This is a genomic window from Demequina rhizosphaerae (genome assembly GCF_000971255.1).
In the GTDB taxonomy this organism is placed as follows: domain Bacteria; phylum Actinomycetota; class Actinomycetes; order Actinomycetales; family Demequinaceae; genus Demequina; species Demequina rhizosphaerae.
On record NZ_BBMC01000005.1, the window covers coordinates 66,735 to 93,371 of the forward strand.

26 protein-coding genes are annotated in these 26,637 nt (G+C 68.2%); 9 read left to right on the forward strand and 17 right to left on the reverse strand.

The window, feature by feature from the left end:
* Positions 1-80: 80 nt before the first annotated feature.
* A complete protein-coding gene (locus AOM07_RS08370; RefSeq protein ID WP_062312747.1) occupies positions 81-1,205 on the forward strand; it encodes a DUF2510 domain-containing protein in 1,125 nt (374 codons plus the stop codon).
* A gap of 6 nt (positions 1,206-1,211) precedes the next feature.
* On the opposite strand, the gene AOM07_RS15190 is transcribed toward AOM07_RS08370, so the two are convergent.
* Both AOM07_RS15190 and AOM07_RS08375 read right to left on the reverse strand, forming a co-directional pair.
* Positions 1,212-1,355 (reverse strand): methionine/alanine import family NSS transporter small subunit, encoded by a 144-nt coding sequence (locus AOM07_RS15190; RefSeq protein WP_156171880.1) that lies wholly within the window; start codon positions 1,353-1,355, stop codon positions 1,212-1,214.
* Entirely contained in the window at positions 1,352-2,959 is a 1,608-nt protein-coding gene (locus tag AOM07_RS08375; protein ID WP_062312749.1) for a sodium-dependent transporter, read from the reverse strand. Before AOM07_RS08375 ends, AOM07_RS15190 begins: the two co-directional genes overlap by 4 nt.
* A 217-nt stretch (positions 2,960-3,176) precedes the next feature.
* Here AOM07_RS08375 and AOM07_RS08380 point away from each other — a divergent pair, with 217 nt between their 5' ends.
* Positions 3,177-4,616: a hypothetical protein gene (locus AOM07_RS08380; RefSeq protein ID WP_062312751.1), complete on the forward strand. Its 1,440-nt coding sequence runs from the start codon at positions 3,177-3,179 to the stop codon at positions 4,614-4,616.
* 66 nt (positions 4,617-4,682) lie between these two features.
* Here the strand turns inward: AOM07_RS08380 and AOM07_RS08385 are convergent, their stop codons facing one another.
* From AOM07_RS08385 to AOM07_RS08425, 9 genes are all read right to left on the reverse strand, one after another.
* Entirely contained in the window at positions 4,683-5,249 is a 567-nt protein-coding gene (locus tag AOM07_RS08385) for an HAD domain-containing protein (protein WP_062312753.1), read from the reverse strand.
* Between the two features lie 328 nt (positions 5,250-5,577).
* Positions 5,578-6,066: a hypothetical protein gene (locus AOM07_RS14730; RefSeq protein ID WP_156171881.1), complete on the reverse strand. Its 489-nt coding sequence runs from the start codon at positions 6,064-6,066 to the stop codon at positions 5,578-5,580.
* Between the two features lie 666 nt (positions 6,067-6,732).
* Positions 6,733-7,788 carry a phospholipase D-like domain-containing protein gene (locus AOM07_RS08395; RefSeq protein WP_082101643.1) on the reverse strand — a complete coding sequence of 352 codons (1,056 nt, stop codon included), beginning with the start codon at positions 7,786-7,788 and terminating at the stop codon, positions 6,733-6,735.
* Between the two features lie 164 nt (positions 7,789-7,952).
* Positions 7,953-8,921: a hypothetical protein gene (locus AOM07_RS08400; RefSeq protein ID WP_156171882.1), complete on the reverse strand. Its 969-nt coding sequence runs from the start codon at positions 8,919-8,921 to the stop codon at positions 7,953-7,955.
* A gap of 138 nt (positions 8,922-9,059) precedes the next feature.
* Positions 9,060-9,641 (reverse strand): HAD domain-containing protein, encoded by a 582-nt coding sequence (locus AOM07_RS08405; protein WP_062312761.1) that lies wholly within the window; start codon positions 9,639-9,641, stop codon positions 9,060-9,062.
* Positions 9,638-10,159 carry a hypothetical protein gene (locus AOM07_RS08410; protein WP_156171883.1) on the reverse strand — a complete coding sequence of 174 codons (522 nt, stop codon included), beginning with the start codon at positions 10,157-10,159 and terminating at the stop codon, positions 9,638-9,640. The genes AOM07_RS08405 and AOM07_RS08410 overlap by 4 nt, the downstream gene beginning before the upstream one ends.
* Before the next feature lie 34 nt (positions 10,160-10,193).
* Entirely contained in the window at positions 10,194-10,976 is a 783-nt protein-coding gene (locus AOM07_RS08415) for a metallophosphoesterase family protein (RefSeq protein WP_062312765.1), read from the reverse strand.
* A gap of 92 nt (positions 10,977-11,068) precedes the next feature.
* Positions 11,069-11,782, reverse strand: a complete 714-nt coding sequence (locus AOM07_RS08420; RefSeq protein WP_062312767.1) for a hypothetical protein — start codon at positions 11,780-11,782, stop codon at positions 11,069-11,071.
* Complete coding sequence (locus AOM07_RS08425) at positions 11,779-13,002, reverse strand: hypothetical protein (RefSeq protein ID WP_062312769.1); 1,224 nt, start codon at positions 13,000-13,002, stop codon at positions 11,779-11,781. The genes AOM07_RS08420 and AOM07_RS08425 overlap by 4 nt, the downstream gene beginning before the upstream one ends.
* Before the next feature lie 101 nt (positions 13,003-13,103).
* Between AOM07_RS08425 and AOM07_RS08430 the strand changes: the two genes are divergently transcribed.
* The 4 genes from AOM07_RS08430 (at position 13,104) to AOM07_RS08445 (ending at position 15,210) form a co-directional block, all read left to right on the forward strand.
* Positions 13,104-13,679 carry a metallophosphoesterase family protein gene (locus tag AOM07_RS08430; RefSeq protein ID WP_062312771.1) on the forward strand — a complete coding sequence of 192 codons (576 nt, stop codon included), beginning with the start codon at positions 13,104-13,106 and terminating at the stop codon, positions 13,677-13,679.
* 137 nt (positions 13,680-13,816) lie between these two features.
* Positions 13,817-14,263, forward strand: coding sequence for a hypothetical protein (locus AOM07_RS08435; RefSeq protein WP_156171884.1), 447 nt, complete (start codon positions 13,817-13,819; stop codon positions 14,261-14,263).
* Positions 14,260-14,694: a hypothetical protein gene (locus AOM07_RS08440; protein WP_062312775.1), complete on the forward strand. Its 435-nt coding sequence runs from the start codon at positions 14,260-14,262 to the stop codon at positions 14,692-14,694. Before AOM07_RS08435 ends, AOM07_RS08440 begins: the two co-directional genes overlap by 4 nt.
* Positions 14,695-14,880: 186 nt before the next feature.
* Positions 14,881-15,210, forward strand: coding sequence for a hypothetical protein (locus tag AOM07_RS08445; protein ID WP_156171885.1), 330 nt, complete (start codon positions 14,881-14,883; stop codon positions 15,208-15,210).
* 82 nt (positions 15,211-15,292) lie between these two features.
* Here AOM07_RS08445 and AOM07_RS08450 read toward each other — a convergent pair whose 3' ends face one another.
* The 6 genes from AOM07_RS08450 to AOM07_RS08475 all read right to left on the reverse strand — a co-directional run bounded on the left by AOM07_RS08450 (position 15,293) and on the right by AOM07_RS08475 (position 23,387).
* The gene (locus AOM07_RS08450) at positions 15,293-16,105 is read right to left on the reverse strand and encodes a hypothetical protein (protein ID WP_062312779.1); all 813 of its coding nucleotides are present in this window, start codon (positions 16,103-16,105) and stop codon (positions 15,293-15,295) included.
* A 99-nt stretch (positions 16,106-16,204) separates the two neighbouring features.
* The gene (locus AOM07_RS08455; RefSeq protein WP_062312781.1) at positions 16,205-16,633 is read right to left on the reverse strand and encodes a hypothetical protein; all 429 of its coding nucleotides are present in this window, start codon (positions 16,631-16,633) and stop codon (positions 16,205-16,207) included.
* Positions 16,634-16,770: 137 nt separating this feature from the next.
* Positions 16,771-17,697, reverse strand: a complete 927-nt coding sequence (locus tag AOM07_RS08460) for a hypothetical protein (RefSeq protein ID WP_156171886.1) — start codon at positions 17,695-17,697, stop codon at positions 16,771-16,773.
* Between the two features lie 63 nt (positions 17,698-17,760).
* Positions 17,761-18,624, reverse strand: a complete 864-nt coding sequence (locus AOM07_RS08465; protein WP_156171887.1) for a hypothetical protein — start codon at positions 18,622-18,624, stop codon at positions 17,761-17,763.
* Between the two features lie 371 nt (positions 18,625-18,995).
* Positions 18,996-19,643 (reverse strand): HEPN domain-containing protein, encoded by a 648-nt coding sequence (locus tag AOM07_RS08470; RefSeq protein ID WP_062312786.1) that lies wholly within the window; start codon positions 19,641-19,643, stop codon positions 18,996-18,998.
* A gap of 30 nt (positions 19,644-19,673) precedes the next feature.
* Positions 19,674-23,387, reverse strand: coding sequence for a TM0106 family RecB-like putative nuclease (locus AOM07_RS08475; protein ID WP_084830206.1), 3,714 nt, complete (start codon positions 23,385-23,387; stop codon positions 19,674-19,676).
* An 865-nt stretch (positions 23,388-24,252) separates the two neighbouring features.
* Here AOM07_RS08475 and AOM07_RS14735 point away from each other — a divergent pair.
* The 3 genes from AOM07_RS14735 (at position 24,253) to AOM07_RS08490 (ending at position 26,629) form a co-directional block, all read left to right on the forward strand.
* On the forward strand, positions 24,253-25,209 hold the full coding sequence (locus AOM07_RS14735) for a hypothetical protein (protein ID WP_156171888.1): 957 nt from the start codon (positions 24,253-24,255) through the stop codon (positions 25,207-25,209).
* Between the two features lie 216 nt (positions 25,210-25,425).
* Complete coding sequence (locus tag AOM07_RS08485; RefSeq protein WP_156171889.1) at positions 25,426-26,208, forward strand: hypothetical protein; 783 nt, start codon at positions 25,426-25,428, stop codon at positions 26,206-26,208.
* 136 nt (positions 26,209-26,344) lie between these two features.
* The gene (locus AOM07_RS08490) at positions 26,345-26,629 is read left to right on the forward strand and encodes a transposase (RefSeq protein ID WP_062312178.1); all 285 of its coding nucleotides are present in this window, start codon (positions 26,345-26,347) and stop codon (positions 26,627-26,629) included.
* The last annotated feature ends 8 nt before the right edge of the window (positions 26,630-26,637 follow it).

The window sequence follows — 26,637 nt, forward strand, 5'->3', positions numbered from 1 at the left end:
GCACGCCCTTCTCCCCCGGCGTCGTCGCTGGTAGGTTCCGGCCAGGAGCGATGAGGGCGCTCCGGGCTGGGGGCATCGGGATGACGTTCGAGCCGGAGTTCGGCGGAGGGTCGCGCGCGCCCTACCTGCCCGAGCCCGGGTGGCGTCCCGACCCCGCGGATCCGGCGATCGACCGGTGGTGGGACGGCGCCGGCTGGACGGCCCGCACGCGCAACGCCTTCACCCAGGTCGAGCACACCGCGTACGCGCCGGCGCCGGCCCCCGCGAGGCCCGTGCGGCGCGGGCGCGGCCGGCTGGCGGGTCTCCTCGCCGTGGTCGTGCTCCTCGCAGGAGTGCTGGTCGCCGCGCGCGCGAGCGACGCGGGCCTGCTGCCCGAGTGGGCGAACGTGGGCCGGACCGCCGCACAGGCGCTGACCCCGACCACCGAGCCCGTCGCACCCGCGGTCGACTACCCCGTCTACGGCACGACCGAGCTCGTGCGCTACCTCGAGAGCGCGATGATCGCTCAGCAGGAGTCGATCGACGTCACCTACTGGGACACCGAGCTCGGCGGGCCGGCCATCGAGGACGCTCTGCGCGAGGCGGTCACCCAGAACCCGTACGCCTTCGTCAAGGGCTGGGTGTTCTGGGACACCGCGACCGGCGTCGAGCTGCGTCCCGTCTACACGTACGGGCGCGACGAGGCGGACCGCCGCCGGTCCCTCACGGCGACCGCCGTCCAGCTGGGGCTGAACGCGTCCCGGGCGACCGGCGCATCGTCCGACAAGGAGAAGGTGACGCGCATCCACGACTACCTGGTCTCGCTCGGCGAGTACGACTACGAGGCGTACGACGCGATCAACCGCGGCGAGGACACCGAGGTCGTCGACCGGTCGCAGGAGGCGTACGGGCTGCTGGTCGAGGGCACGGCCGTGTGCAACGGGTACGCGCAGGCCTTCCTCGCGATGGCGGAGGCGGCGGGGCTCGACGCGGTGCAAGTGACCGGCTCGGACCTCGCGGGCGCGACCGGCGGCGACCACGCGTGGAACAAGGTGCTGGTCGACGGCGAGTGGCTGCTCGTGGACGTCACGTGGGACGACCCGTCGACCAACCCGCGCACCAGCCACGACTACCTCATGCTCGCCGACGGCGACCCGCGGCTCATCACGCGCATCACCGACAGCGACTGGGTGGTGGACGCGCACCTGGGCGACTACTCGTCGTAGCGGAGTTCAGTCGGGGACGCGCGTGTCCTCGCCGCCCGAGGGCATGTGATCGTTCTCCGGCCTGCGCGCGAGCACGATGATCGAGCCAGCGAGGCCGCCCCAGATCAGCACGATCGACACCGTCAGCAGGGCCAGGGCCGAGCCGCTCATGATCCGCTCCTCGGGTCGTAGTCCTCGGTATGGCGCTCCCCCACCTCGGCCGGGAGCTTGAGCTGCTCACGCGTGGGCCAGGGGTGGAAGCGCGCGATGTCCTTGCGCCATCTCAGGAGCGGCATGAGGAAGGCCGCGAGCGCGAGGAAGGCCACGGTGCCCCATCCGAAGACCACGAGGTACCAGGTCGGGTAGCCCTCGTAGCCGTCGACGAGGAGCGACACGGCCTTGTCGACGAACATGTAGATGAGCAGCAGCGCGACGGCGCTCACCAGCCACAGCCAGGCCTTCCCCGGTCTGATCGTGGAGACCGCCGCGAGGTGGCGTTCGAGCTCATGGCCGCGCCTGCCGATCCAGATGGCCGCGGCGATCATCGTGATGGCGCCCGCGACGATGCCGAGCTGGTTGGACCACTGGTCGACCGTGTCCAGCAGGTACAGGCCCGTCGTGGTGCCGAAGCCGACGATCGACAGCACCGCCGACGTGCCGCCGACCGCGACCGCGGCGGTGCGCGGCTTGAGGTTGAGCTTGTCCTGGAGCGCCGACGACACCACCTGGAGCACGGAGACCAGCGACGTGAGGCCCGCGAGGACCAGCGAGGCGAAGAACAGCGCGCCGAAGAACTGGCCGCCGGGCATCTCCGCGATGACCGCGGGGAACGTGACGAAGGACAGGAACGGGCCCGCGAGGCCCTCGAGGTCCCCCACCGCGACGCCCTGCTGGCTCGCGAGGAAGCCCAGCGCGGCGAAGACGCCGATGCCCGCGAGCAGCTCGAACGAGCTGTTGCCGAAGGCCACCACGAGGCCCGGCGCGGTGATGTTGGAGCGCCGGCGGCGGTACGACGCGTACGTGATCATGATCCCGTAGGCCAGGGACAGCGAGAAGAAGATCTGGCCGTACGCGGCGATCCACACCTGCGGTTCCGAGAGCGCCGCGAAGTCGGGCGTGAAGAGCGCCTCGACGCCGTCGCCCGCGCCCTCGAGGAACAGCGCGCGGACCACGATCACCATGAAGGTCGCGACCAGCACGGGGATGCCGATGAGGTTGAGGCGCTCGACGCCCCTGTGGAGGCCCAGCGCCAGGATGACGATCGTGATGAGCCACACCGCGACCAGCGGGACGATGACGTGCGGCACGAACGACAGGCTCACGGTGCCGGCCTCGCCCAGCTGGAGGTAGTCGGCGGTGAAGAAGCCCGCGGGGTCGTCCGCGTAGGCCAGGTCGAAGCTGAAGAAGAAGTAGCTGAGTGCCCACGCGATGATCGCCGTGTAGTAGAGCCCGATGACGAAGCAGATGGCGACGTGCAGCCAGCCCACGCCCTCCGCGTGACGGTGGACGCGCTTCATCGCGAGCGGGGCGGATCCGCGGAAGCGGTGGCCGATCGCGTGCTCGAGGAAGAGGATCGGGATGCCCGCCGTCAGCAGTGCGACGAGGTACGGGATCATGAACGCCCCGCCGCCGTTGTCGTAGGCCTCGCCGGGGAAGCGCCAGATGTTGCCCAGGCCCACCGCGGAGCCGATCGCGGCGAGGATGAACGCGGTCTGGCCGCTCCAATGCTCGCGCTTCTCGTGGGTGTGAGGTGCTGCTGCGGGCTGCTCGGCCATGGCGGTCCTCCCCTCCTCCGCTCACGCTAGACCGGCGCCGCGCATCGTGCCTGGTGACGGTCGACGATGCGGCGGCCGGGCGGGTGCGCGGAACGCGCGTCGCGCATCGTCCCGACGAACGCGTGCGCCGGGGCCGTCCCGGGCCCTACGCTCAGATGGGGGAAGGCGTCTCACCAGGGGTTTCGGTGGCGCGCCGCGTGCATCGCGAGGAGGGGTCATGGCTGGACCGACGAAGGCGCAGATCGAGGCGAGGCTCGCCGAGCTCGAGGCGGAGAACGCGCGCCTGCGCGGGGCGCTCGAGGAGAACGCGACGCTGCGCGCGGCGGCGCCCGCCTCCGGGCCGGCGGCGACGGTCACGGTCGTGCCCGCGCCCCGGCATCGTGGCCGGGCGTTCCTGGGGATCCTGCTCATCGTGATCGCGACGCTGCTGGCGCCGGTGTCGACGGTCGCGGCGTTCGCGGCGCGCGAGGCGAGCGACACCGACGCGTTCGTGGGCACGCTCGCGCCGCTCGCGCAGGACCCGGCTGTGCAGGCGCTCATCGTCGACGAGGCGACGGACGCGATCGACCAGGCGCTCGACACCGATGCGCTGGTGAACGAGCTGCTCTCGCAGGTGATCGACGAGAACTCGACGCCGCGGCTGGCGAACGCGTCCGACCTGCTCGGTCCGCTGCTCGCGGACCAGGCGCGGGTCGCGATCCGCAGCGCGCTCACGACCGTGGTGCAGTCCGACGCGTTCGCCACGGTGTGGGAGGAGGCGCTGCGGCTCACCCACAAGCAGCTGGTCGCGGTGATGGAGGCGGACGCCGAGGGCGCCGTGTCGATCGACGACACCGGTGTGGTGTCGATCCAGCTCGCGCCGATCATCGCGCAGCTCAAGCCGGCGCTCGTGGACGCGGGCTTCACGCTCGCCGACTCGATCCCCGAGGTGGACGCGAGCATCACGGTCGCGGAGGTGCCGGCGATCGCGAAGGCGCGGCTGGGGTACTCGGTGCTCACCACCACCGGGAACGTGCTGCCGTGGGTCGCGCTGCTGCTGCTCATCGTGGGCGTCGTGGTGCACCCGCGCCGGCCGCGCGCGATCATCGTCGCGGGCACACTTCTGCTGGTGACGGGGGCGCTGCTGGCCGGTGCGATCGCGATCGGCGGGTCCGTCGCGGCCGCGATGATCGCGACGGAGGTGCCGACCGATGCCACGAACGCCATCTACGGCCAGCTCACGGGCGAGACCGCGGCGGTGATGCTCGCGTACGTGGTGCTGGGCGCGGTGCTGATCCTGGCGGGGATCTTCGCGGGCGGCTCGTCGCTGGGTTCGGGCGCGCGCGGAGCGGGGTCGTCGTGGCTCGCGCGCGGTTCTGGGGCGCTGGACGCGCGGGGCTGGCGCCCGGAGGGCGTGGGGCTCGTGCTGAGGCGCATGGGCTGGCTGCTGTGGCTGTGGCTGGCGTTCGTGCTCGCGCTGCTGGCGGCGACGCTGCGGCCGCTCAACGTCTGGGACGTGGTCTTCGGGACCGTGGTGCTCGGGCTCGCGGCGGCGGTGTTCCTGGTGTTCCGCGGGCCGGACGAGGTGGTCGTGGTCGAGGACGAGGTCGAGGTCGACGTCGTCGGGGAGCGTGCGGACGCTGACTTCGACGAGTTCGAGGACGAGCCGCAGATCTAGGTGGCGGCTCCCTCCTGACAGGATTCTGCGGAGCTGAGGGGCGTCGCGCCTCGCGCCGGCGGCGCGTCACCCAGCGAGCGCGCGCTCGATGAAGCGATCCGTTGCGTCGAGGTGAGCGGGCTCGAGGCCCCGCTCCGAATCTGGACTGATCATGAGCAGCCGCTCGGTGTCCCACCAGCGGGGGCCGGGCTCATCGAGCTCCTCGCGCGCCTCGAGCCAGCCCTGGATGAAGTCGTCGACCCAGACGACCGCGCCGAACTCCTCGAGCGCCTCCCGGGCGCGCTGCGCCTTCCACCACCCGGGCGAGACCGCGAACGCCCCGCCGGAGTCCTCGAGCCAGGGCCAGTCGGTGCCGAGCCCGATCTCGCGGCCCAGGACCTCGGGAGCACGGTCCTGCCAGGTGGTGCACCAGCGCATCGCGACGCCTGGGGTCGCGGCGATCGCGCGCAGCCGGTCCACCAGCGCGGACGACCACTCGACCTCGTAGACACCCCCGAACAGGAAGCACCGCCACGAGTCCGCGGGCCAGTGCGCGCGGTTCGCCGGCGTCGACGGGAACGGACTCACGACGCCGTCGACGTCGAGCAGGACGGCGACGATGCCGGCATGCTGCTTCCTCCAGAGGTGCCTCACCTCTCGATGCTCCGTCGTACGCCGCCGGGTGTCGAATGCGAGCCGGGCGGAGGGCGCAGCAGGACTCCATTCGGGTTAGTGCTGCGCTACGGAGTTTCCGCCAGTGTCAATGAGGCCTTGCTCGACCGCCAAGTCCGGCGATCACGTCGAGTATCCCGTTTCAGAGCCGGATCCGCATCTCTTTGCGAAGCGCGTTGACTTGAATGAGTGCTCATAGCGCGCATGTCCCTACACGCTCGGCAAACGATGCTGCGCGCGCTTTGGTGACTCTCCGGAGCCACGTGATGTAGCGCGCAGCCCGCCTCCGAACACTCGTGGACCGTAAGCGCTATGCCTCCGGGGGCTCACCAAAGACCGTGATGAGACAGGCCGCAGGCAGGTCACCAAGTCGAATGTTGAACATCGGGTGAAGACGCTTGCCACCGTGAATCTTCGCGATTCGCTTCTCGTAAATGTGTGCGTTGGCGAGCAACGCCGGACCCGGGACGCGGTCGATCCACGCAAGTTCATGCCCTGCCTCGCCCTTGATCGCACCCACGACATAGAGGTCGCGCATGGAACCGATCGCCATCTGAGTCTGGAGAGGATTCCAGCCCGCTCCACGGATCAGCGAGGGTCGCACGTTGACCTTGGAAGCCGCCACAGTGACCGTCTTTACCTGAGCGAGATAGCTGCCGCAGCCCTTGCATATGAGATCCAGTGAAGGGAAGCTGTCCTCAAGCGGAGTCAGCTTCTTGCGATGGCAAATCTGACACGGCACCTTGAGCGCGACTTCTCGCTCACCCCAGTCACCGAGTCCCTGCGCTTCAGTCCTCAACGGCAATCCTTATCTAATCAGCAGTGCGGTTACCGTCGCCGAATATACCGATCGGCTCCGACAACGCTTGCAGCACGGCGCTTTCGGTTGCCGCGCGAAATCCAGCTCCAGTCGGCGTTGCGCGACCCGTGCGGCCTTCTTTGCCATGACCGAATCTGACGGGTGTACTGACGAGTTGCTCCATTGGAGATGGAAGTAGATCCACGCGTGATGAGGGTTTCCATCCTCAGAGGGGCGCCCAAAACTTCATGGTGCCTGCTACGGTCCGACAAGATCGCTAGTGTCTCGTTGTACTGGGCTCCGAAACGCTCGAACAGACTGGGGTCATCATGCGCTGGGGATGGAGTGCTGCCGCGATCGGCTCGCTTGTCGGCGGGTTCACTGCTTACACCCGACTCTCGGCGTACACATGCCTCGCAAGAACAACGCCGAGCGGCGAGCCCCCGCATTGTGGCCTAGCGCTTGTCGACATTGTGGGCATGGCGTTCGTGGTGGGGGCAACTCTCGCGCTGTGCGGCTACTCCGTCTATCGCGCAGTACGCAAGACGCCCTAGCGCGTTGGCGCACCCGGGGCATGAAACACCCGCAGTCCTACTGCTCCGCGTGCAGGGGATGTATTCGCGAGTGGCGCCCTTCGGGGTGGATGTATGCCCGACGTCGCCGCGCTCAGTCCTCGCCCTCGCCGCGGACGTAGCGCGTGTGGAAGTCCAGGATCTGCGCGATCGTCTCGGGGCGCCTGGTCTCCATCGCGATCTCTCGCGTACCGAGACGCACGCCGCCCTCCACGAAGTTGTGCGAACCGGTGATCGCCGTTCGCGCGCCATCCTCGCGGAAGAAGACGATCGCCTTGGCGTGCAGGTAGCGCTGCCTCGTGTACATCGAGCGGTGGCCGGTCCACAGCATCGAGGAGGCGATGAGCACGCGATTCGCGGGGCTGGCGTTGCGCGGAGGGTTGAACCACAGCTCGTTCTCACGTTCGCTGATGACCTTGCCGAGCTCCCCCGTGGGGCAGTACTGGGACACGAGAAGCACCCGGTCCGACTGCCGCGCCAGCGACAGCGCCCGGCGGTAGATGATCGAGTCGCCGGGGATGCCGCCGTCCACCAGCACCCGGTCGGCGCCGTACCGGTACACGAGCGAATCGTGCCCGCGCTCATGCACGTTCATGTGCTGGATCTGGTGGTAAACGGTCTCCAGGTCGTCGGCGAGACGCGCATCGGCGATGCGGAGCATGAAGTCGGTGTTCTCGACGCCCTTGCGGTCGAGGTTGACCCCGCCGAACGCGTAGGCGGTGTCGTCCACCACGCAGAACTTCGTGTGCGTGCGGCCCCGCCACGGCAGTCCCTTCTCACGTCCCAGCCAGGAGAAGTGCACGCCTGCGTGGATGAGCTTCGAGGCCAGAGTGTCGGAGGCGCGCCACAGCTTGGTGCGGTAGCCGGTGGGAAGGAACGTGCCTGCGGCATCCGCATAGGTGAAGACATCGGCAGCGACGGACACCTCGACCCCGCGCCGCGCCGCATACACGAGCGCCTCGATGAGGTCGTCCGTGCGGTGGTCGTGCGCGATGGTCAACGTCGTCAGCAGTACGCGCCGCTTGGCATCGTGGATGCGGCGAGTCGCGTCGGCGACGTAGTCCTCGCCGCGGAGCAGTTGAGGCTGCGCGAGACCCCCGCGGCGGTCTTGAGAATGCTCGCCGTGTGCGGGTGCCGGTGCACTGGACACAGATCCACGCTTTCTTGCTTTGCCTCCAGTCTAGGGAGGCGCGCCGCACGGCGGCGACGCGGGAGCACCAACCGACGTCGGCCCGGGCGATTCCCACGCGCGTAGGCGTGCAACGGCGAGCAGCCGGCAGGGTCTCCCCCACCGGCCGCCGCCGGATCATCAGGTCAGTCGATCGGATCGGCGGGAAGCCGGTCGATATGCGTGCAGACACGCTGCATCCACGTGCGGTAGTCCCCGACCAGTCCTCCGGCAGGATCGGCGATGTACTCATGACGCGACCCCACGCGGAGCACCCAGCTCCGCACGTCCGTGGCATCGACCTCGCCGTCGGCGAGGACACGCCCGTCGATCTCGACGATGGGACCCGCCGTCACGCCAATGAGCGGGACCCACGTGCCGTCCCACGACGCGCGCGAATGGGGGCTGTCACCCGGATCGCGCATCATGCGCGCGCGCCCCTCGCCGCGCGTGTCGACGTAGTACACGGCGGTCGACTCCGTGCGAATGCGGTACATGCCGGGTTCGTTGATGACGTTCACCTCGTCGAGCGGGAAGGCACGGTAGCCGGCCAGCGGGTCGCCCTCGACCTGGCGCGTGAGCGCCGCGATCTCCCCTTGCCGGGTGAGGGCGCGCACCACCGTGGCGATGTCGTCGAGGCTGATGAAGCGCGGGTCGACTCCCGCGGCCTCGCAGATGCGACCGAGCCGGATCCAGTCCACAATCTCTCCGGGGTTCTCCTTGTCCACCGTCGCAGCGACGAGGTCCTCCCCCGTCCACTCGCGATTCGCGGCCTGGATCATCGCCTCGTCGGCATCGCCCTTCGTCGCGTGGACCGTCGGAAGCATGCTGTTGTGCCAGACCGTCACGTAGTCGTGAACCTCGGGCGACAACTCGGGTCCGTCGAGGACGGCGGAGCCGACGTCCCGGTGGATCGCAAAGCCCTCGTCGGCATCGATCACGTAGTAGTCGTCGAAGAGAACCACGTACATCTGCTCGGTCACGCGCATCACGAAGGAGCGCTCGACGTAGGTCGGGTCCTCTCGCGTCTCGTGGGCCGACACTTCACGATGCACGCCGATATCGGTGAACCATCCCCACGGCAGCTTGAGCCCCTCCTTGCGCTCGTCCTTCACCTCATCCACCCAAGTTTCCCCTCTCTCGTCACGAGCCGTGGCGATTGCATCGCCACCGGGCTCCAATAGCGTCGGACTGACGTGAGACTCGCGGCGCATGCGCGAATCCCAGAATCTCCCTGCTGACTCCTGCGCCCTTCAGCTCTGCTCCCCCGGCCCGGCGTGCGACGGATGCGCAGCAAAGAACTCCTCGACGCGATCCAGGTCGTCGTTGGTGAGTCCCCACATGGGGTCCGTCTGCACGGCGAGGTGTTCCACGGGCGTGCGGAGGCGCGACGGGTCGAACCACCGGACGGCCTCGTCGTCGATCCACACGAACGGCCGCGCCTCGTCGCCATTGATCCATTCGACGTGTGCGGTCTTGGCCGCGCCGTTCGGATCCCGCTCGTAGCCCCGGTGCCCCTGGCCGTCGGATGCATTCCACGCGATGTGGCCGTCGTCGAGGGTTCGGAGCGCCGGGCGGATCGTCTGCGGGCCGTGCTCGCGCCACGTCGTGAGCCACAGCCACTCGAATCCGTAGGCGACGCGCATGTGGTTGAGGCGTCGCACCACTTCCCACGAGTAGCGGACCCGATACGCCATGCCGTCCGCGTGGAGCAGCTTCTGCTGCCAGTGACGCGGCACCGCCGGGTTCTTCTTGTATGCGCCGCGCGACGCATCGATGTTGAGCACGCCGTCGAAGTCGAGGAGCAGGAGCGGACGCGCGGCGGCACCGGTCATCGGTGCCCTCCACGCTCGTGCCGCGGCACCGCGAGCGCCGCACGGGCTCGCTTGTCCGCCACACTCGTCGCGACGTGGAAGCCCGTTCCTCCGGGGCACTCGAACGCGTTCATGGTCGCGCCGCCCTTGGCCGACATCGCAAGCGCGGCCGCGTTCGCCGCGTCGCGGGTCGGATGCGTGCGCTTCCGTCCACCGTTCGCACTGTGGCACAGGCACGCGCGCCGGTTCACCTTCAGCTTCTTCGGCGGCTTCGGCACCGGATGGGTGGGGACGGGGCGCGGCCGGGAGGAACGATGCGCGGCGCCCGCCACACTGTCGATGAACCACTGCGCGCACACCAGCGCGTGCGCCCGCTCCCGATCGTCATCCGACTCGGTGGCCGCGAACGCGGCGCCCGCGTCGCTCCAGCGGACGCGATGTCCGTCACGATCCATGGTGGTCGCGCCGTCGCCGTCCGGCTCCGTCACCACGGCCCATTCCTGCTCGGCCCGGGCCAGCTCCTTCAGGTCGATCCGCATGGTCAGCACCCCTCGTTCATGTCGGTGTTCACGGTCATGGCAGATCTCCGCCCAGGAAGCCGGGCTCGAGCGTGTCGAGGTCGAGCACACCGAGCGAGAGCGGGTCCCCGTCGAGAGACAGGCCGAACACATGCGAGCGGAATCCGTCGAACTCCACGAGCTCGTCGACCGCGAAGTGGTAGTGGCCGTGCAGCAGCAGGCGCGGATTCACGGCCTCGAACGCCTCCGTGAAGCGGCTGCGCACCTGGTACGCGTAGTGAAGGTCGTCGCGATAGAAGTCGTGCGGATTGCCCGCAAGCTGTCGCTCGATCGACGGAACGCCGTGGGGAGCGTCGTGAGCGACCATGACCTCCGCATGGCCGCCGGCAGCGGTCGCGTCGACGTCGGCGAAGGTGATCTCCTCCTGGTGCCACCACGTCTTCTGGCCGGTCCTCGACTCGAGGTAACGACGCCAGCTGCGGTCGACGCTTCCCGCGCCGCCGAGCCAGACGAACGTGCGGCCACCCAGCTCGGTCCGGTGCCCGCGCGGCGCGAGCAGGATACGGTGCCGGAATCGCAGCCAGCCGTCGTCGCGCGACTTGAGCCGATCGATGCGGTCGTAGTCCTCGTGATTGCCCGGAGCGACGAACATCGTCTGGCTGTGGCTCGCGAGCAGCTCGTCGATCCGGTTCCACATCTTCCCGGCAAAGGGCCCCGACCAGACGCCCAGATCCCCCACCTGGATGATGGTGTCGAGCCCCGCCTTGGCGAACTCGTCGAGCGCGTGACGAATCCACGCCTCATTGCCGTGCGTGTCCCCCAGCAGTCCGACCTTCATGGTCGTTCCCCCTTCTCTTGCGCGGCGATCCTCGTTGTCGCCGCTGTCCTTCCTGGTAGGTCAGAGACTAGAGAGGGGGTCTGACATCGGGTCTAGCCCTCCTCGATCCACGCAAGCGCAAAGGACAGCGGGGTCGACGCGAGCACGGGTGCGTGGCACCATCCATCGTTCTGCTCGCAGTCGCAGCCACCGTCGGGCTGGCGGAACCCGCCGGCGGCTTCCCCAGACTTCGACCGATGCGATAGCTCACGTGCTGGCGCCCAGTGCTCCGCCCTCCAGTTGTCCAACTCGACGTCGACGAGATCGCGCGTGAGCGCGCCGTCGCCGAGCGCTTGCGCGATGCCGAGCCACCGACCAGTCACTTCGACCCCGAGCTCCCGCTCCATGGGACCCGCGGCAAGGCCGCTCGCGATCTCGCCCGCGATGACGTCAGATGCGGCGATCGCGATCTGAGCCGCAATCGCCGAACGTCGCCAATCGCCGCGTGCGGCGAGCTCGTCACGGGCGGCATTTGCGAGCCGAGGGACCTCTCGACGTTCTCGGGTGAAGAACCCTGCGATCGCCGTCGCCAGCCACCACCGTGCCCACACCGCGTCGAACCGCTCGGGCCGGTCGAAGCCGTTGGCGGCGGTATGGCGTTCCAGGAGGCTCAGGGCGGCCTGGCTCTCCCACGCCAGCCGCAGGAGCCGTCGCCCGCAACCGTGCAGCCAGCCGGGGCGGGCGTCGCCGTAGCCGGCGGCGTCCTCGAACGCGTCGACGGCCTTGCGCAGCTTCGCGAGCTCGACGTCGACGTGGATCGCGCTCACTGGGTGGGCTCCCTCTCCCACCACGGCTCGGCCGAAGGCACGTTCCACCATCCCCGGTCGGAGCGCGTCACCACGTCCATGAACAGGTGCGCGTCGCCCCCGTTCCGGAGCCGACGCAGCGCCTCGTTCCAGCAGGCGTCGATCCGCTCGTCCCAGCCGATGATGTGCAACGTGAGCGCCGCGAATCCGTTCTCGATCGCGACGCGCGTTCCGAGCTGGCGCGCGGTCGGCACGTCGACGCCGTTCGCGATGAGCCGCGCCATGTACTCGAGGGCCCGCTCGCCCGGATGGACGATGCTCGGGTCGGGCAGCGGCACGTCCGCAGCGTCCCCCATCCCGTCAGGCGACGGCGCCAGCCCGGCCCAGCGGAGCATCGTCCCGTAGCGGTGGCGCAGCACGGCGACACGGGCCACGTCGCTCTCCGCCAGGCCCACCGCCACCTCGCCCCCCGCGGCCGCGTAGAGGCCGCGCACCCGCGCATCGTCCACCCCCTGCGTGAGAGGAACGCCCAGTTCGACCACAAGGTCGTGGAAGATGTCGCGGCGCGCGTCGCGCGTCGCGTCACCAAGCTGCGAACCGACGGAGTAGTCCCAGTCGATGTGGATGCGGCGCTGCACCAGCAGGGGGTCGTACGTGACGCGCACGTCGTCGCGCACCCCGTCCAGCAGTACCTCGGGGTGCGCAGAGTGTCGCGGCTCCACCCCCGCGCGGTCGTCGGGGTAGCGGTGGGGGGCGGGGTCCGGATAGAGCGAGGTCGCGTGGGCGATGTCCTCCGCGGTGACGTCCCGGAACGGCTGGGTGGGCCCGCTGTCGATCACCGAAGGATCGAGGCAGGCGCCAGCCTTCTCGGCGAGCCAGGCGAGCGCCTCGGGGTTGTTGCGCGCGACGGGGCCGCGCTCGTTGAGCCACCACCAGAGGTAGGTCTCGGTGTCCTCGTCCTGGCCGAACCAGTAGTAGCACTCGTCACGGGGGCCGAAGTCCGCGGGGAACCCGTCGGCCCGGTGGACGCCGTAGCAGGGCACCATCGAGACCTGCTGGAGGTCCTTGTCGGGGTCCCTGATGTCGAACGGGATCTCACGGATCACCGTCACCGCTTCGGGACGCGCCTTGCCGACCCCGCTGTTGCCGATCGAGCACCAGGCGCACGCCCGCACCTCGGCATCGGCCAGATGCCAGCCGTCGACCTCACACCCCTCGAACGTGATGGCTCCCCAGGACATCGCTCCCCCTCATCTTGATGACTGCCAGCCAGTATGGCGAGGGGGTCTGACAGCGTGTCCGACATCTCGGGCTGTCTGCCGCCAGCGGTAGGGTCTCAGCCATGGCTCCGTCGATCTGGTTCACGTCCGACCTGCACCTGCGCCACCAGCTCGTCGCGGACGTCCGCGGTTTCGCGTCCACCCACGAGCACGACGAGGCGATCTGCAGCGCATGGTGGAACGTCGTGGACAACGAGGACATCGTGTACGTGCTCGGCGATCTCACGGTGCGCGCCCACGAGTACGCACTCAATCGCATCGCGACGCTCCCCGGCAGGAAGCGCCTCATCCTCGGCAACCACGACGAGGCGCACCCGATGTTCAAGGGCTACGAGCGCGCCGAGGCGCCGTACCGGGACGTGTTCGAGTCCGTCGGCACGCACGGCATGCGCACCGTCAACGGCGTCGACGCGATGCTCTCCCACTTCCCCTACGACGGAGACTCGCGCAGCGACGATCGCGGCGTGCGGCACCGCCTGCGCGACGTTGGCGTACCCGTGATCCACGGGCACACGCACTCGAAGGAGCAGCTCACGCGCTCGCATGCGGGCACGCTGCAGGTCCATGTCGGGCTCGATGCTCACGGGTATCAGCTGGTGCCCGAGTCCTGGGTCGCGAAGGCGCTCGCCGGCGCCTAGGCCGCGGTACGGATAGCGCGGCGGTTCGTCCGGGGACGATGCGCTGTCCGACACCGGCGCTAGGGTCACCGCAGGTAGGTGGCCGGGACAGGAACGGCCGCCGTACGAGTGGCGAGCGGGACGCGATGGTGACGCAGGTGGAGAGCCGCGATATGGAGAAGGAGAAGGTGCTCGCGCGCGTGCTGAGCTCGTCGAGCACCGTCGACTACGTCGACACCCGGGGTCGGGTGCCGCGGCGGACGCGCGCGGCGGGGGCCGGCCGTACGGACCACGGGCCGTACGACGACTCCTGCGTCGGCCTCGACGCCGTCGAGTCGGGTCCGCGCCTGTGGGATGGGACGCGCGAGCTCTCGCGTGACGAGATCGAGACGGGCGACTCGCGGTACTGGGCGCTGCGCGTTGGCTCGCGCCACGAGTACGCCTTCCGAGTGCCCGGTTTCCTGGGGCCGGACGAGCACGGGTGGACCCAACGGGTCGCCGAACGGATCAAGGTGATCGACGAGATGCCGCCCGGAGGTCACCGTTCCCGCGGCGCCGACGAGGTCGACTTCACCGACGGTCCGGCGGCGGGGGCGGTCGCGTGAGCCCGCTGAGCCGCGTCGAGGTCCTGGTCGAGCCCGGGCTCTACGAGCTGCGTTCGGTCACGTCGACCTCGCGCTACTACGTGGACACCCGGCTCGGAACGTCACCTCGACATCTGCGCGTCTCGGGCGTCGACAGCTTCTCGGGGCGTCTCGACTCGCGGTGGCAGCCGCTGCGACGCCTGGTCTCGCATCCTGTGCGGTGGGATGGCGAGCGATACCTCCACGACTCCGAGGTCGACGGCGCCGACAACCAGGAGTGGGTGCTCCGCGCGGGTTCGCAGCACGTGTTTCTCGCGCCCGACGACACCCCAGGCAAGCCGCCGTTCTACTGGGTGCAGTCGAGCGCATGCAAGGAGCTGCGGAAGGTCGAGGAGCTCCCTACGGAGGTTGTCGAGTGGCTCGCGACGGTCGAGGGCGCGCCGCTCGCCTGAGCACCGCGCCGAGCCACGGGAGGGCCCTGTCGGACACCACCGGTATGGTCGGGATTGTTGGGAGTACGTGAACGAGAGAGGACACGGGATGAGCCAGCAAACGCTGACATTCGGGTGCTTAAGATAGCCCGATCGCGAGCGCCAAGGCGGCGTTCAGACTTCCCGGGCTGCCGGAAAGCAGCGAACATGTCCCGGACAGACAAGGACCGTCCTCAGTGGGTGCGCGCCCAGGATCCCCTGGAGCGCCGCCTCACGGCGCACCAGTGCACACCGGCCTCGTGCCGGATCGACCTGCCCGCGCGCTCGCGCGTCGAGTGGTGGGGCCACGGATGCATGTACTACGTCGCTTCGAGCAAGTGGCACTGGGGCCGCGTCACGCACCGTGCCAAGGAGCGCGCACGTGTGCGCATGTACACCCACGCCGCGGTCCGGTGGCATCGCGCGGATCCGGATGGCTTCGCCGCCGACTTCGATCACGGCCCCCACGTGCCCTGGCGTGACTACTGGATGGACTGACGCTCGATGCGCGGCGCGTCGGGCGATCGAGCCTGGCGCGCTGCGGACGAGCATCCGAGAGCGACGGCGTCCGCGCCGCCATTCACACGAGAAGGTCGGTCCACGGAAGCACGGGCAGCAAGCATCGACCGCCCTGGTGTCTGCACTCGCTGCCCTCGTCGCGGATGAGGCGCGCGGTGTCCAAGGCAGCGAGACCCGCTCCCAACGCCGCTACGTCGACGGGCCGATTCTGGTCCACCGCAACCTTGAGCTCCGCCAACGCGACCGCCATCGCGTGCGCTTGTGTCTCGCCGAGGCCGAGCTCGAGGTGTGTGTCCCGAGCCGCGGTCAGATCCTCGAGCACGCGCTCAGCACGGACGTACTCATTCACCGCGCGTGCTGCCTCTCGCCACCACCCCGTGACCGACAGCAGGGTGGCCTGCTCGGTGGGCGCCGCGAGATCGCCTGCGATCTGCCCATAGATCGTGCGGGAGATCGCCTCGCTCACGCGAAGCGCAACCTCGCGACGCCCGCCGTCCGCTGCGTCCCCCTCGACCTCGAAACCCCACACCGCGTCGTCTGCGAACTCCTCGACGAGGTCCTCGCGAGTCGTCGGAACATCTCCACGCCGCTCGAGCTCAAGGTGCCAGAGCCACTCGCTGACGGCCGTCGCGAGCGCGAATTTCGCGGCGTCCCCCGGCGGCGCTTCGCAGAAGCACGCCTGGAGCCACGCCACGGACGGCTCGGTCCAGCGCAACGCATCGGCCACCTCCTCAAGCACGACCCCGCACGCCGAGAGCCGTCCCTCGGTGCCCGGCCGCCCGTAGCCCGCGGCTCGCTCGTAGGCCGCCACGGCCACAGCGACCGCTGCGAATTGCTCAGCCGTCGGGTTGGTGCTGAAGTTGTCCTCGTTCATCGTGCCCCTCGTTGTCTCAAGATCCCCACGTGCTTCTCGGCTGAGCCACGCGCACACGCACGTCGGTACCCGTGAAGCGCCGAGCGAAAGCGGTGGCGCCTAGACGAACCGGCTGTCGGCCACGAGCTTGTCTCGCGCACCCTTGAGCCCGACGACCACCCGGAAGAGCAGGTCAGGGACCGTGCACCGTTCGATTCCGGCAAGCAGCGCGATCGCCGTCAGGTCGGCGGCGTTGACAGCATCGACGACTTCATGGGTCTTCGTGGGAAGCGGCAGTCGGGCCGCGTGGATGAGCTCGTCGAGCTCGACGACGTCGACGATGTCGGTCACGTCTTCGACCCACATGAGCAGCTCGACGATGACATCGCGTCGACGCAGTTCCGAGGTGCGATCCGACAACGCCGTCGACGAATCCTCGCCGCACTGCAACACCGCGTCAATCGCCTGAGCCACCGCGATCTCGGCGGCGGGCTTCTCGAGCCCCTCCCCAAGAGCCGTCTGCTTCCGCCAGTTCCACCAGAACGTCATGCCAAGCCCCTCTCAGCGATGTGTGCGCCAAGCATGCCCGAGGGGTCTGACACCGCGTCCAAGAAAGAGCGCGAGCGCACCAGTCCCCCCTGATGCGCCGCAGAACCGCGCGCCGACGTCACCTCGCGCTGGTGCCGCTACGCGTCGCGAGCACCAGCATCGAGCACGTGCGTAGTCGCAACTCGCGCCTCAGCAGCGCCCGGCAACGTCGGCGCGCCCTCTGCCTGGTCAGTCACCTCACGCAGCACGATCCACAGGTCACGCAGGGAGGCGTCGGAGGCGATTCCGTGCTCCTCGATCCCGACGACTCGCCACGCGCGCGGGGCGAGCAGCACGTCGGCCGGCACGAAGAACGGCTGTTTGTCCCGTCCGATGTACTTGCCGTAGCGGGGTCCCTGGAAGAGGTAGCGGATCACGGGCTGCTTCATCGCGGCGACCTCGACGAGCGATTCCGGCGCGGGTCCGTAGTTGTCCGACTGATGGTCAAAGACCGCCGGGTCGAGCATTGTGCGAATGGTCTGATCGAACGCGAGGTCATCGCCGATGCGCAGGCCGCGGATCTGTTCAATCCGTGCCGCGGTCGTCGGGATGCTCGGGTGCGGGGTCTCCGTGTAGTGGAGGTAGACCTCGACCCCGTCCATCTGCACAACACCGTCGCTGTCGGGCGTCAACGACTGGAGATAGGCCTCGTCCTCGTCGTACTTGACCATGTCGTCTAGCGCGCATGCTTTGGTGCCCTGCTGGGCCTGCCACACGCAGTCGAAGGTCCCGTTCTTGTCGCCGCCGAGTCGCGGCGCATACGCCTCGACGAGCGCCTGGACCGCCTCGGACGGGAGGTCACCGTACAGCCCCGCGTCCGCCCGCACACCCTTCATGCGCCCGACCTCCGCGACCAGGTCGTCCCACGCGACCTGGATCTCAGGCGACGGCGCCGCCTCGCCATGGTCATGGCCGCACGTGCACTCCAGCACCGGACGATGCACGGGGCACCGAAGGCGCCCCCGTCGCGTCAGGTGGAACCCGGCCAGGGACCTGCACCCGGATCGGCGCTTGGACTCGGTCACGCGAACTCCCTCAAGAACGACATCCGCAACGCCAACCTTGGGGGACGGGCTGCGTCCAGCGACTCACGGGTTCGGATGGAGCGTCAATGCGAGGGCCAGGGCCTCAGGCTCGACACTCCCCGCAGCAAACCCGATGGCACCCGCAGCAACAAGCGCCTCCCACGCGCCATCGTTCATGGGGTCGAGCCGCATTTCCCCCCGAATCGAGCTGTCCAGGTAGTTGCGGTTGACGAACCAGCGAGACTCGTCCATGCGAGTGCCCTCCAGCCAGTACTCTCCCAGTCCCGCAGTGAGGTTGCCTGCGAACCCAAATTGGCGGCGGGCCGCCTCCACCGTCGAGTGCCGCGCCCCTCGCTCCCAATACTCGTCGGGTCCGTGCGGGAACCCGTTGTAGCCCGACGCCGCTCCAGTGATACGAGTCCGCAGATCGTTGAGCTGATTAGGGTATTCAACCGCGGGCTTGCCACCCCCACGGTGGCGCACGCCGTCGAGCCAGTACTCGCGGACACCGTCCGCAAAGTACCGTGCTGGCTTTCCCCCCGAGCGCGAACGCTTCCCATCGACCCAGTACTCCTCAAAGGACTGCTCGCACGGCAGCCCGCCCTTACGCACCGCGGTTCCGGTGCTGTCGAGCTTCGGATAGCTACTAGAACCGTCCGGCACGACCCACATAACTCGCGCACCTGTTGGCCTCGTCCGCAACACGGCGGGACTGTCGTTACCCCGATGCAGTTCACCGTGACGAAACCAGTATTTGTCGCCGTTGTCGCACACGACTGCGGGAAGGTCTCGATCGCGGTGATACCGCCCGTGAGCGTCGAGCCAGAATCGCTCCCCGGAGTTGATGGCGTAGTACGAACCGTCCGGCGAGATGGTGTCTTCAGCACCTGGACTCATCAAGAAGGCCAACTCGGGCCCCATAGGCATGCTTTCTCCTAGTGTTCGCGCCTGGTGCAATCCGTCGCCAACGCTATCGACACGCGCTGACATTGCACGACCTCAAGGCTTCGTTCTCGGCTCGGCGGCAGTAGTAGTTGGGTCTAAACGTTGACGGCTACAGCGCCCGAGCCGTGTGCGATCTGGCGGCGAGCGGCTTCCTCGCGCGGCGGAGGTGGTCGATCCCGAGGTTCACACCGTCCCGCACGAGTGAATATCGGTTCGGCGTCATCTTCGCCACAGTGACCGGCAACCAGCGGCACCGCGATGGCAGCAGCGGGCGCAGTCTTCGGCATCTGCCACGTCCATCTGCGAAGCCGTCGCTTCCCGGCCCTTCGGGCGCCGACCGATCAACGACTTGCTCACTCCACGACGGGATAATGGACAGGCCCCCAGTTCTCACCGGGGTGGTCCATGAGCGTCGCGACGATGAGCGGCACGAGGCGACCCAGCACTGCCGCACAGTCGCGCACCTGGTCTCGGTTGAGCTCCCCGTTCCAGGTGGCGCCACCATGCACGAGCTGGTTCCTGAGCGTGCAAAGTCGATGGACGACGATCTGGAGGAGCACCTCCGTGTCCCCTTCTCCGAGCGCGCGCTCAGCGGCACGCCGCGATCCTTCGAACTGACGCCTGTACTCGTCCTCTTCGATGCGTCCGTTGCGCCAGTCCCAGAACGGCTGGAACACGTACTGGTTCTCGAGTAGGACACGCACGCTGCCGGGGAACTCCTGCCAAACGAGTTCGCCGAATCGCTTGCCGTCGACGCGGCACAGCTGCCCGAGGAACGAGTGGAGCCGCTCGCGCTCACTCTGCGAGCCGTCGCCGGTCAGGTCCTGTGCGTAGGCGGCGTTGAACGCAACCCACAGGAGCATGAACTGCAGGTCCTTGTCGTCGCTCGACCGCTCAGCGCGGTCGAGCCAGCTCAACGCACGATGCACTCGCAGTGTGAGCGACGTCGGGTACCCGACCCGCTCAGCGCGGTGGCGCGCCTTCAGGCTTGCATAGTCCATCGCTGCAGTTCCTTCCGCTCCGAGTACGGATCACACCAGGGCGGACGCTGCGGACGCGGCCACGGCGCGCGTGTCGCCGGAAACGGATAGCCCCGACTCGCAGAGCCTCACGAACGCACCGAGCTCGACGAATGGCTCCGGCGTCGTCGGGATGGCCGCCGTCAGACTCCGCGAGCGGACGATGACCGCGAGCCACTGCGCGCGCGACACCGCAACATTGGTGCGATTGCGCTCGATGACGAAGCAGAGCCCCCGTGGAGACTCTGCGGGGGACGACGTCGCCGTCGTCAGGATCGCCACCGGCGCCTCGCGGCCCTGGAAGCGGTCCACGGTGCCGACCTCGATCTGCTCGTAGCCTGCCTTCGCGAGGCGATCCCGGACGAGCCCGACCTGAGCGTTGAAGGGGGCGACGACCAGGATGTCGCCCTCGCCGATAGGCCTCGTCGTCTCGCCGTCGAACCAGTCGCGCCCGATGACTCGTTCGACCTGCCGGACGACCGCATCGGCCTCCTCGACCGACGACGTCGCGTTGCCGGCGTGATCGAGCATGACCACCTCGAGGCCGGGCCCGATCCCTTCGAGCCGCCGTGCGTCGGTCGAGGGCGCGGAGTGGAGCTTCCCTCGGTACGACAGCCGCGAGACCGGCGCCGTGACTGCGCTGTGCATCCGGTAGGTGGTGTCGAGCAGGTAGCCGCGGCGCTCGGGCACGAGGCCGTCCTCCGCCACCCACGACAGCGCCGACTCGTCGACATGCTCGGGGTGCGTCGCATGGCTCACCTGGCCGAGTTGCTGCGGGTCGCCGAGCAGCAGGAGCCTCGCTGCGGCTCGTCCCGCTGCGATGGTGAACGCGAGCGAGTACTGGCCGGCCTCATCGACCACGATCAGGTCAAGCTCCTCCGCATCGAGCTTCGCGAATCCCCAGGCCGTTGCGCCGATGACGTAGCCACCCTGTGCGGGGCGCTTGTCGATCTTGTCGAGCCAGGTCCAAGGTTCGACGTTCTTGGGCCCTCCGACCTTGAACACCTGGGCCTTCGCGTCGATGTCAGGCAGCTTCGCGACGTCCTTGAGCATGTTCTCGACGGTCGAGTGGCTCTGACCGACCACGCCGACGCGCCAGCCGTGCTCGACGAGCGCGGCGATGACGCGCGAACCCGTGTACGTCTTTCCCGTTCCCGGCGGACCCTGCACGGACACGCAGGACGATGCGGGCGCAAGGGCGTCGATGATCGCGCCGGCGTAGTCGTGCCCGGCGACCACCGGAAGCGCTGCATCGGCTCGGCGCAGAAGGGACAGCGCCGCGGACTCTCCACACGCGCCGATCGCGCCGTACGCCGCGAGGGCCCGCGCGGCGACCTCGCGGACGGCGTCCTGGACCACCGTCGCGTCGGGCGGCGAGCCCGGCACGATCGCGAGCGGCCGGTCGGACCAGCCCTCCGGAGCCAGTGCCGTGTCGGCGCGCTCGGTCAGGCGCAGGACCGTGAGCGGGCCGCGCCGCTCGATCCACGGCTCGCCGTCGTCGTCGGTCGCGAGGCTGAAGGAGCCGCCGCCGGTCGCGTACTCCGCGAGGTCGGGTGCCCACGAGCCGGGATGATCGGTCCCGCCCGGGTACATCGACTTGATCGAGTCCAGCTTGGCTCCGGCGGGGAGATCGACCTCGGCCTCGAGCACGCGCGTGAGCTTCTTGCCTGTCTTGGTCCTGGTGGCGTCGTGCCACTCCTCGACCACCCCAACGCTCACGAACGGGATGTGCTCACGCGACTCGCCCCACTCGTCGATCGGTGTCTGGAGCCGACCGATGAGGTCCTGCCAGTAGACCTTCTTCTCACGATCGGCGTACTCCGCGGCGGCGCCCAGCATCGCGAGCGCTTGGAGGTCTGCCGATCGGGCCGAGACCCCGTGCTCGTCGTCGTGGGAATCCACGAGATCGCGGATCTGGTCGACGACGGACGGCCCGACAGAAATCTCGGCTTCTACCGCATCGTCCTTGGACTCGCGGGGAGCCCGCTCCACGGGCGCCACGTACGGCATCGACGACTCGGCGGCCCGCAAGCGCAGCCAGGCATCGAGCTCGAGGGTCGAGACGCAGTCGTACTCGTTGTAGTCGGCGATCCCAGCGAGCAGCCGATCGGCCACCTCTGTGTGCCCCGCCTCGACGGCGGCACAGTAGTCGGCGTACACGTTGACCGACGTCGCCGCGTCAGTGACTTCACCCGTGCGAAGGTGGTCGCCCATGTACAGCGGCTCGAGCTTCTTGATCGAGTAGGACGGTGCCGAGATGCGCAGGCTGCCGCGCACGACGGGCAGCAGGTCGACGAAGACCCCCTCGCGCAGCAGCCTGTCCACCACGTCCTCACACACCTGGTGGCGCATCGCGATCGAGAGCAGATGCGTCTTCTCGTATGGCGCGTAGTGATAGACGTGCATGTCGGGGTACGCCGAGCGGCGCTCCTCGACGAAGGCGATGAAGTCCTTGAGGGCCCTCTTCTCCTGGCGCAGGTCGTGGGCCCAGAACGCGGTGAACGGCGGCGCAGCGCCCTCCGCCTCGGGCCGCGTCACCAGGCCGAACAGGTAGTCGATGCCCCACTCGCCCGTGTCCGTGGACTGCCACAGCGGGTCGCCTTCGAAGTCGAAGTAGACGTCGCCCGCCGAGGGTGTGGGCAGCGCGTCGATTCGGCTCCGGCTGATGAGGCTCCAGCTGAGGTGGTGGGTCTCGTCAGCCTTGACGTACGCGACCGTGCCACCGTCCGGACCGAGGGGCGCGGCACCCTTCTGCATCGCGGCCTGGAATCGCAGGTTCTCGAACGTCTCCCGGCTCATGCCGGCTGGGGCGTCGGTCGCGGCTGCAAGGTCGGCAGCGGTGGTGAGACCCGCGGCGTGGAGCTTCGCGCGCTGCGGACGACGGAGGTTGGCGACCTGAAGCAGGTCGTCGTTGGCCTCGATGGCATCCTCGCAGTACGCACACGTGCCGCAGATGGCGATCGCGTAGTCGCCCCAGGCGACCGGCGCTTCGGTGACCTCGTGAGATGCCATCGTGGCCTGGAAGCGTGCCATCGCGGCCCGCGAGACCGCCTCGACTTCTCCGAGCGCGAAGTCCTCGTACTCCCCGGTACCGAGGATCACGCGCGCACTGTCTCCCAAGGCGACACCGGCGTCGCGCAGGACCGCGGCGTAGGAACCGATCTGCAGCAGGGCCGAGGTCTTGACGTGGCGCGCGACCTTGGAGTCGGCGACGACGTAGCGCGGCTTCGCGTCCGGCGTCCACTCTCCGCGCGCGACGTCCTCACGGAGCAGGAAGTCGGCGAAGCCGTGAAAGCCGTCCTTCATGACGGTTGCCTGGTAGACGATCGCCGCTCCGGCCTCAAGCGCTGAGAGTGAAACCCTCGCGGCTGCGGCGAGCTCGTCCGCCGTCGGACGGCGTTCGTCGGCGCCTGCCTCGATGGCGACGATGCGCGACGCGACATCAGCGGGCAGCGTTTCGTCGTCGCCTGGGCGCCACGTCCGCACGACAGCTTCCTCGGCCAGACCCGTGGCCTCCGCCAGCGCGTCCCGCATGTCCATGAGAACGTCGGCCTCGTGAAGGTCGCCGAGTGCACCGGCACGCTCGAGCATCGCGTCCGCCTCAGCCTCGAGGCGCGGCGAGCGACCGCGTACCTCGTCGAGGCGGCGCAGCGTCGCGTACTCGCATTCGGCGGCGCGCACAACGTCGGAGGCGCTCCACATCATGGTCTGTCCTGCCAGGTACATCTGCCTCCTCAGTCATCGCAGTGCGGCTACTGCCGTACCGTGCGTCGCAGCGGTGCGATCGTGCCAGACGGACCGGGTCCGTCACCAGACCCTTACCCGGTTTGCCCCTGTAGACGCAGAGTCCACGATTCAACTGACTGAGCAGCGCAACCAAGTGCACCGATCGAGGCGCGTCTCTTCAAGGAAATGTCAGGCAATGACATTAGTCTCTCGATTCGCGATGCAACGGTTACACCGCGGTCTGTCGCCAACTCGAGCACTATGCGGATCCACCGGAGGTACGAGACGGAGGACGCGCAGATCAGCAGCCCGCTGAGAGGAAACGTCAAACATGCAGATCCCCCCAGAACCTCCGCCCGCAGGCGAGGCGGACGAACCGTCTAGCGGGTCAGGGCGCGAGCGCGCGCGCCCGATCACCGAGCAAGAGGCGTCTGCGCCCGCCTCCCTCGCCCACAATTGGGCGGCCGTGTCGGTAGCCATCATCGTGCCCTACTTAAGCGAGTGGGCAGGGCCTCCACCGGCGAATCACATCGTGTACCAACGCGGAAATGCAGCGACCAGTTGGCGTCTGCGGGGCCTGTGGACGAAGGGTCGACGGGGCGGCGTCTACTCAACAGCGAATGGCGAAGATCCACACGACTGGTTCGTACGAGCACGGGCAATCGGCGCTCTTGCACCGTCGGCATGTTGGCACGCACCTCTCGGGCTCTACACGCACGCTCACGAGGGAAATCGGTGGAGGTTCGAGGCCCGGGGAATCGAACACTTCGACTTCGACCAGGACGCGGGCTTCCACGCGGAATACAAGTCGCGCTCATTCCTAGTCATCCACGGACGGATAGCCGGCACGGACCCCAGCGCTCCTATGCATTTCGTTCGCTGGATCAGCAAACCCGACAAGGGCGTCCACAACCCTGTCAGCCACTTCCTCAGGCTCAGCGGGATTGATGCGGCGCTCCACAGCAACGGCCACGTGTGGAAGCGATCCGGCAACATTGACGTCGAGCGATCTCGGAGACTGACGCCGTTCGTGGTGACGCACCTCGCAACGCACGATGAGGTTCCCAATCTGAGATCGGGCACGCTTCAAGCCCAGCGACCGACGGTCGAGATGTGGGCATCTCTTATGACGTCGCGCCACCCCCTTCAGCGCGGATATGTCGCACCGAGTCACGATGCCAACACCCCCGCACGCCATCATTCGCAGTTCGGTTCAACCCACGTCCAAGCGTCGCGCAACGCCCTCACGTTTATCACAACCGAGTCGTTTGAGACTCGGTCGAAGGCCCACACCACGCATTCCAGAATCTCCCAACTAGCTCACCTGCACGCGGTCCGCATGGCCATGCTCGCGATCCGCCAACGCGACTTCCTTGACGGCCACGCCGACGCACTGGCCAGGTTGGATTGGGGGCAGCCCGTCAAGACGATACGAGATCACGCCATTCGCCTTGAGAAGGCGCAAATGCAGTTCCAGAACAAGGTTTGGCTAGCGCGGATTCCAGAACGCCCGCAGTTCAACATGGTCATGACGCTGCTGAGCGAGGCTAGCGAGATTCAGGCTCTGCTCCGAGATATCTCGGACGAGTCAGCATCCATATCGCGCGTGTTGGAACTTGACAATGCACGCGAGTCCCACCGGTCGTGGGAAGCTCTCAACCGGCTGGTGGCGTATCTTGCACTGCCCGCAGTGCTGCTGAGTGCGGCGAGCCTATGGGCCGCCACCAACATGACGTTCGCGGCGCGCTCGTTGGGCATCGCAGTCGCGGCTGCACTCTCTGCGTGGCTGCTGATCGGATGGCATACACGGCGCGGCAACTAGCGGGGGCCCAGCCGCGCCACACTCGCCACCAGAACGGACGCCACGCTCCTGTCGTCGGGGTGCGGTACGTTCGCACGACAGTCCCTGCCGGTGCGGCTCGCGCTCACCTCGCATCCAAACCCGACATTGTAAGGAGCGGCAATGAGCAAGTGCACGGCACCGATAGTGGGACATCGACGTGGGGGAGCGGCTTCCTGTCCTGTGCACCGTTACAGCGTGTACGGCGGACAGGTCACGATGCCGTGGGCAGCGCCAACCGCACCGTCACCAGCCTCTGTCGCCGCGTGCATCGAGGCCGCGTGGACCAGCACGGACGCCACGCTGCTGATGCGGCTTTACGACCACAAGACCATGGCGGTCCGGTACGCGGTCGCGTCGAACGTGCACACGCCACCGTCGCACCTCATGGGCAAGTGCACAGACTGGCGTGACGGTACGGTCATGCTTGGAGCGCTGAAGAACCCGTCTGTGCCTGCCGACTTCCTCGACGAGATAGCTCGTGATCCGTGGCCCTACGGAGTCCTCGCCGCACTGGCGCAGAACCCGAGCTTGGAGACGAACACGGTGACATACTTGTGGCATCTCAATGACCCGTACCTGCGACGTAACTGCGCCGCGCATCCGGCGGCTGAGGAGTGGATGCTGGAGGTGGCGATGAACGACCCGGACCCCTACGTGCGCGCCGGCGCCGCCCGCAACCCCAACGCGCCGACCGGGTTCACTGAGCAGGCATCGAGAGGCACGGATCCGGACGCCCGTCTGTGCGCGGCAACGAACCCTACGCTGCGTGACGACCTGCTGAGCAATCTGCGCCACGACGACAGCAACCTGATCGCCAAGATCGCGGACTACACCTGCCGTGACCGTCTCATCGCACGCATCCCCGAACTCCAGGACAACCGCGAGGCACAGGACCAACTGCTGGATCAGCAGTGGTGGGTGCTGACCGAGGACGACCCCGAGGTCATCCTCGCGCTCAGCATGTACGGAGCCGCGTAGGCGCCGCGCGGTCGCGTGGCTCCATCATCGCAGACATGCGGGCGGCTTCCGTCACGGTATGAGGGGGCCCGATCCTGACGCTCTTCCGTGGACACCTGATCTGAGACGATGATCGTCTTGGAAGGGAGTTCCACGAATGCCCGCACCGAAGTCGCCGGAGTTCCGGCGTCGAGCATTGGACCTCGTCGCGCAGGGTGAACCTGTCGCGGCGACCGCCCGCAATCTTGGGATCAGCGAGTCGTGCCTGCGTCGCTGGATGGCTCAGGACGAGATCGACCGTGGCGACCGTGAAGGCCTGACGAGCGCTGAGAAGCGCGAGCTGGTCGAGCTGCGTCGCAAGAACCGGGTCCTGGAAACCGAGATCGAGATCCTCAAGCGTGCCTCGGCGTACTTCGCGCGCGAGAACATCCTCCCAAAATAGGGTTCCGG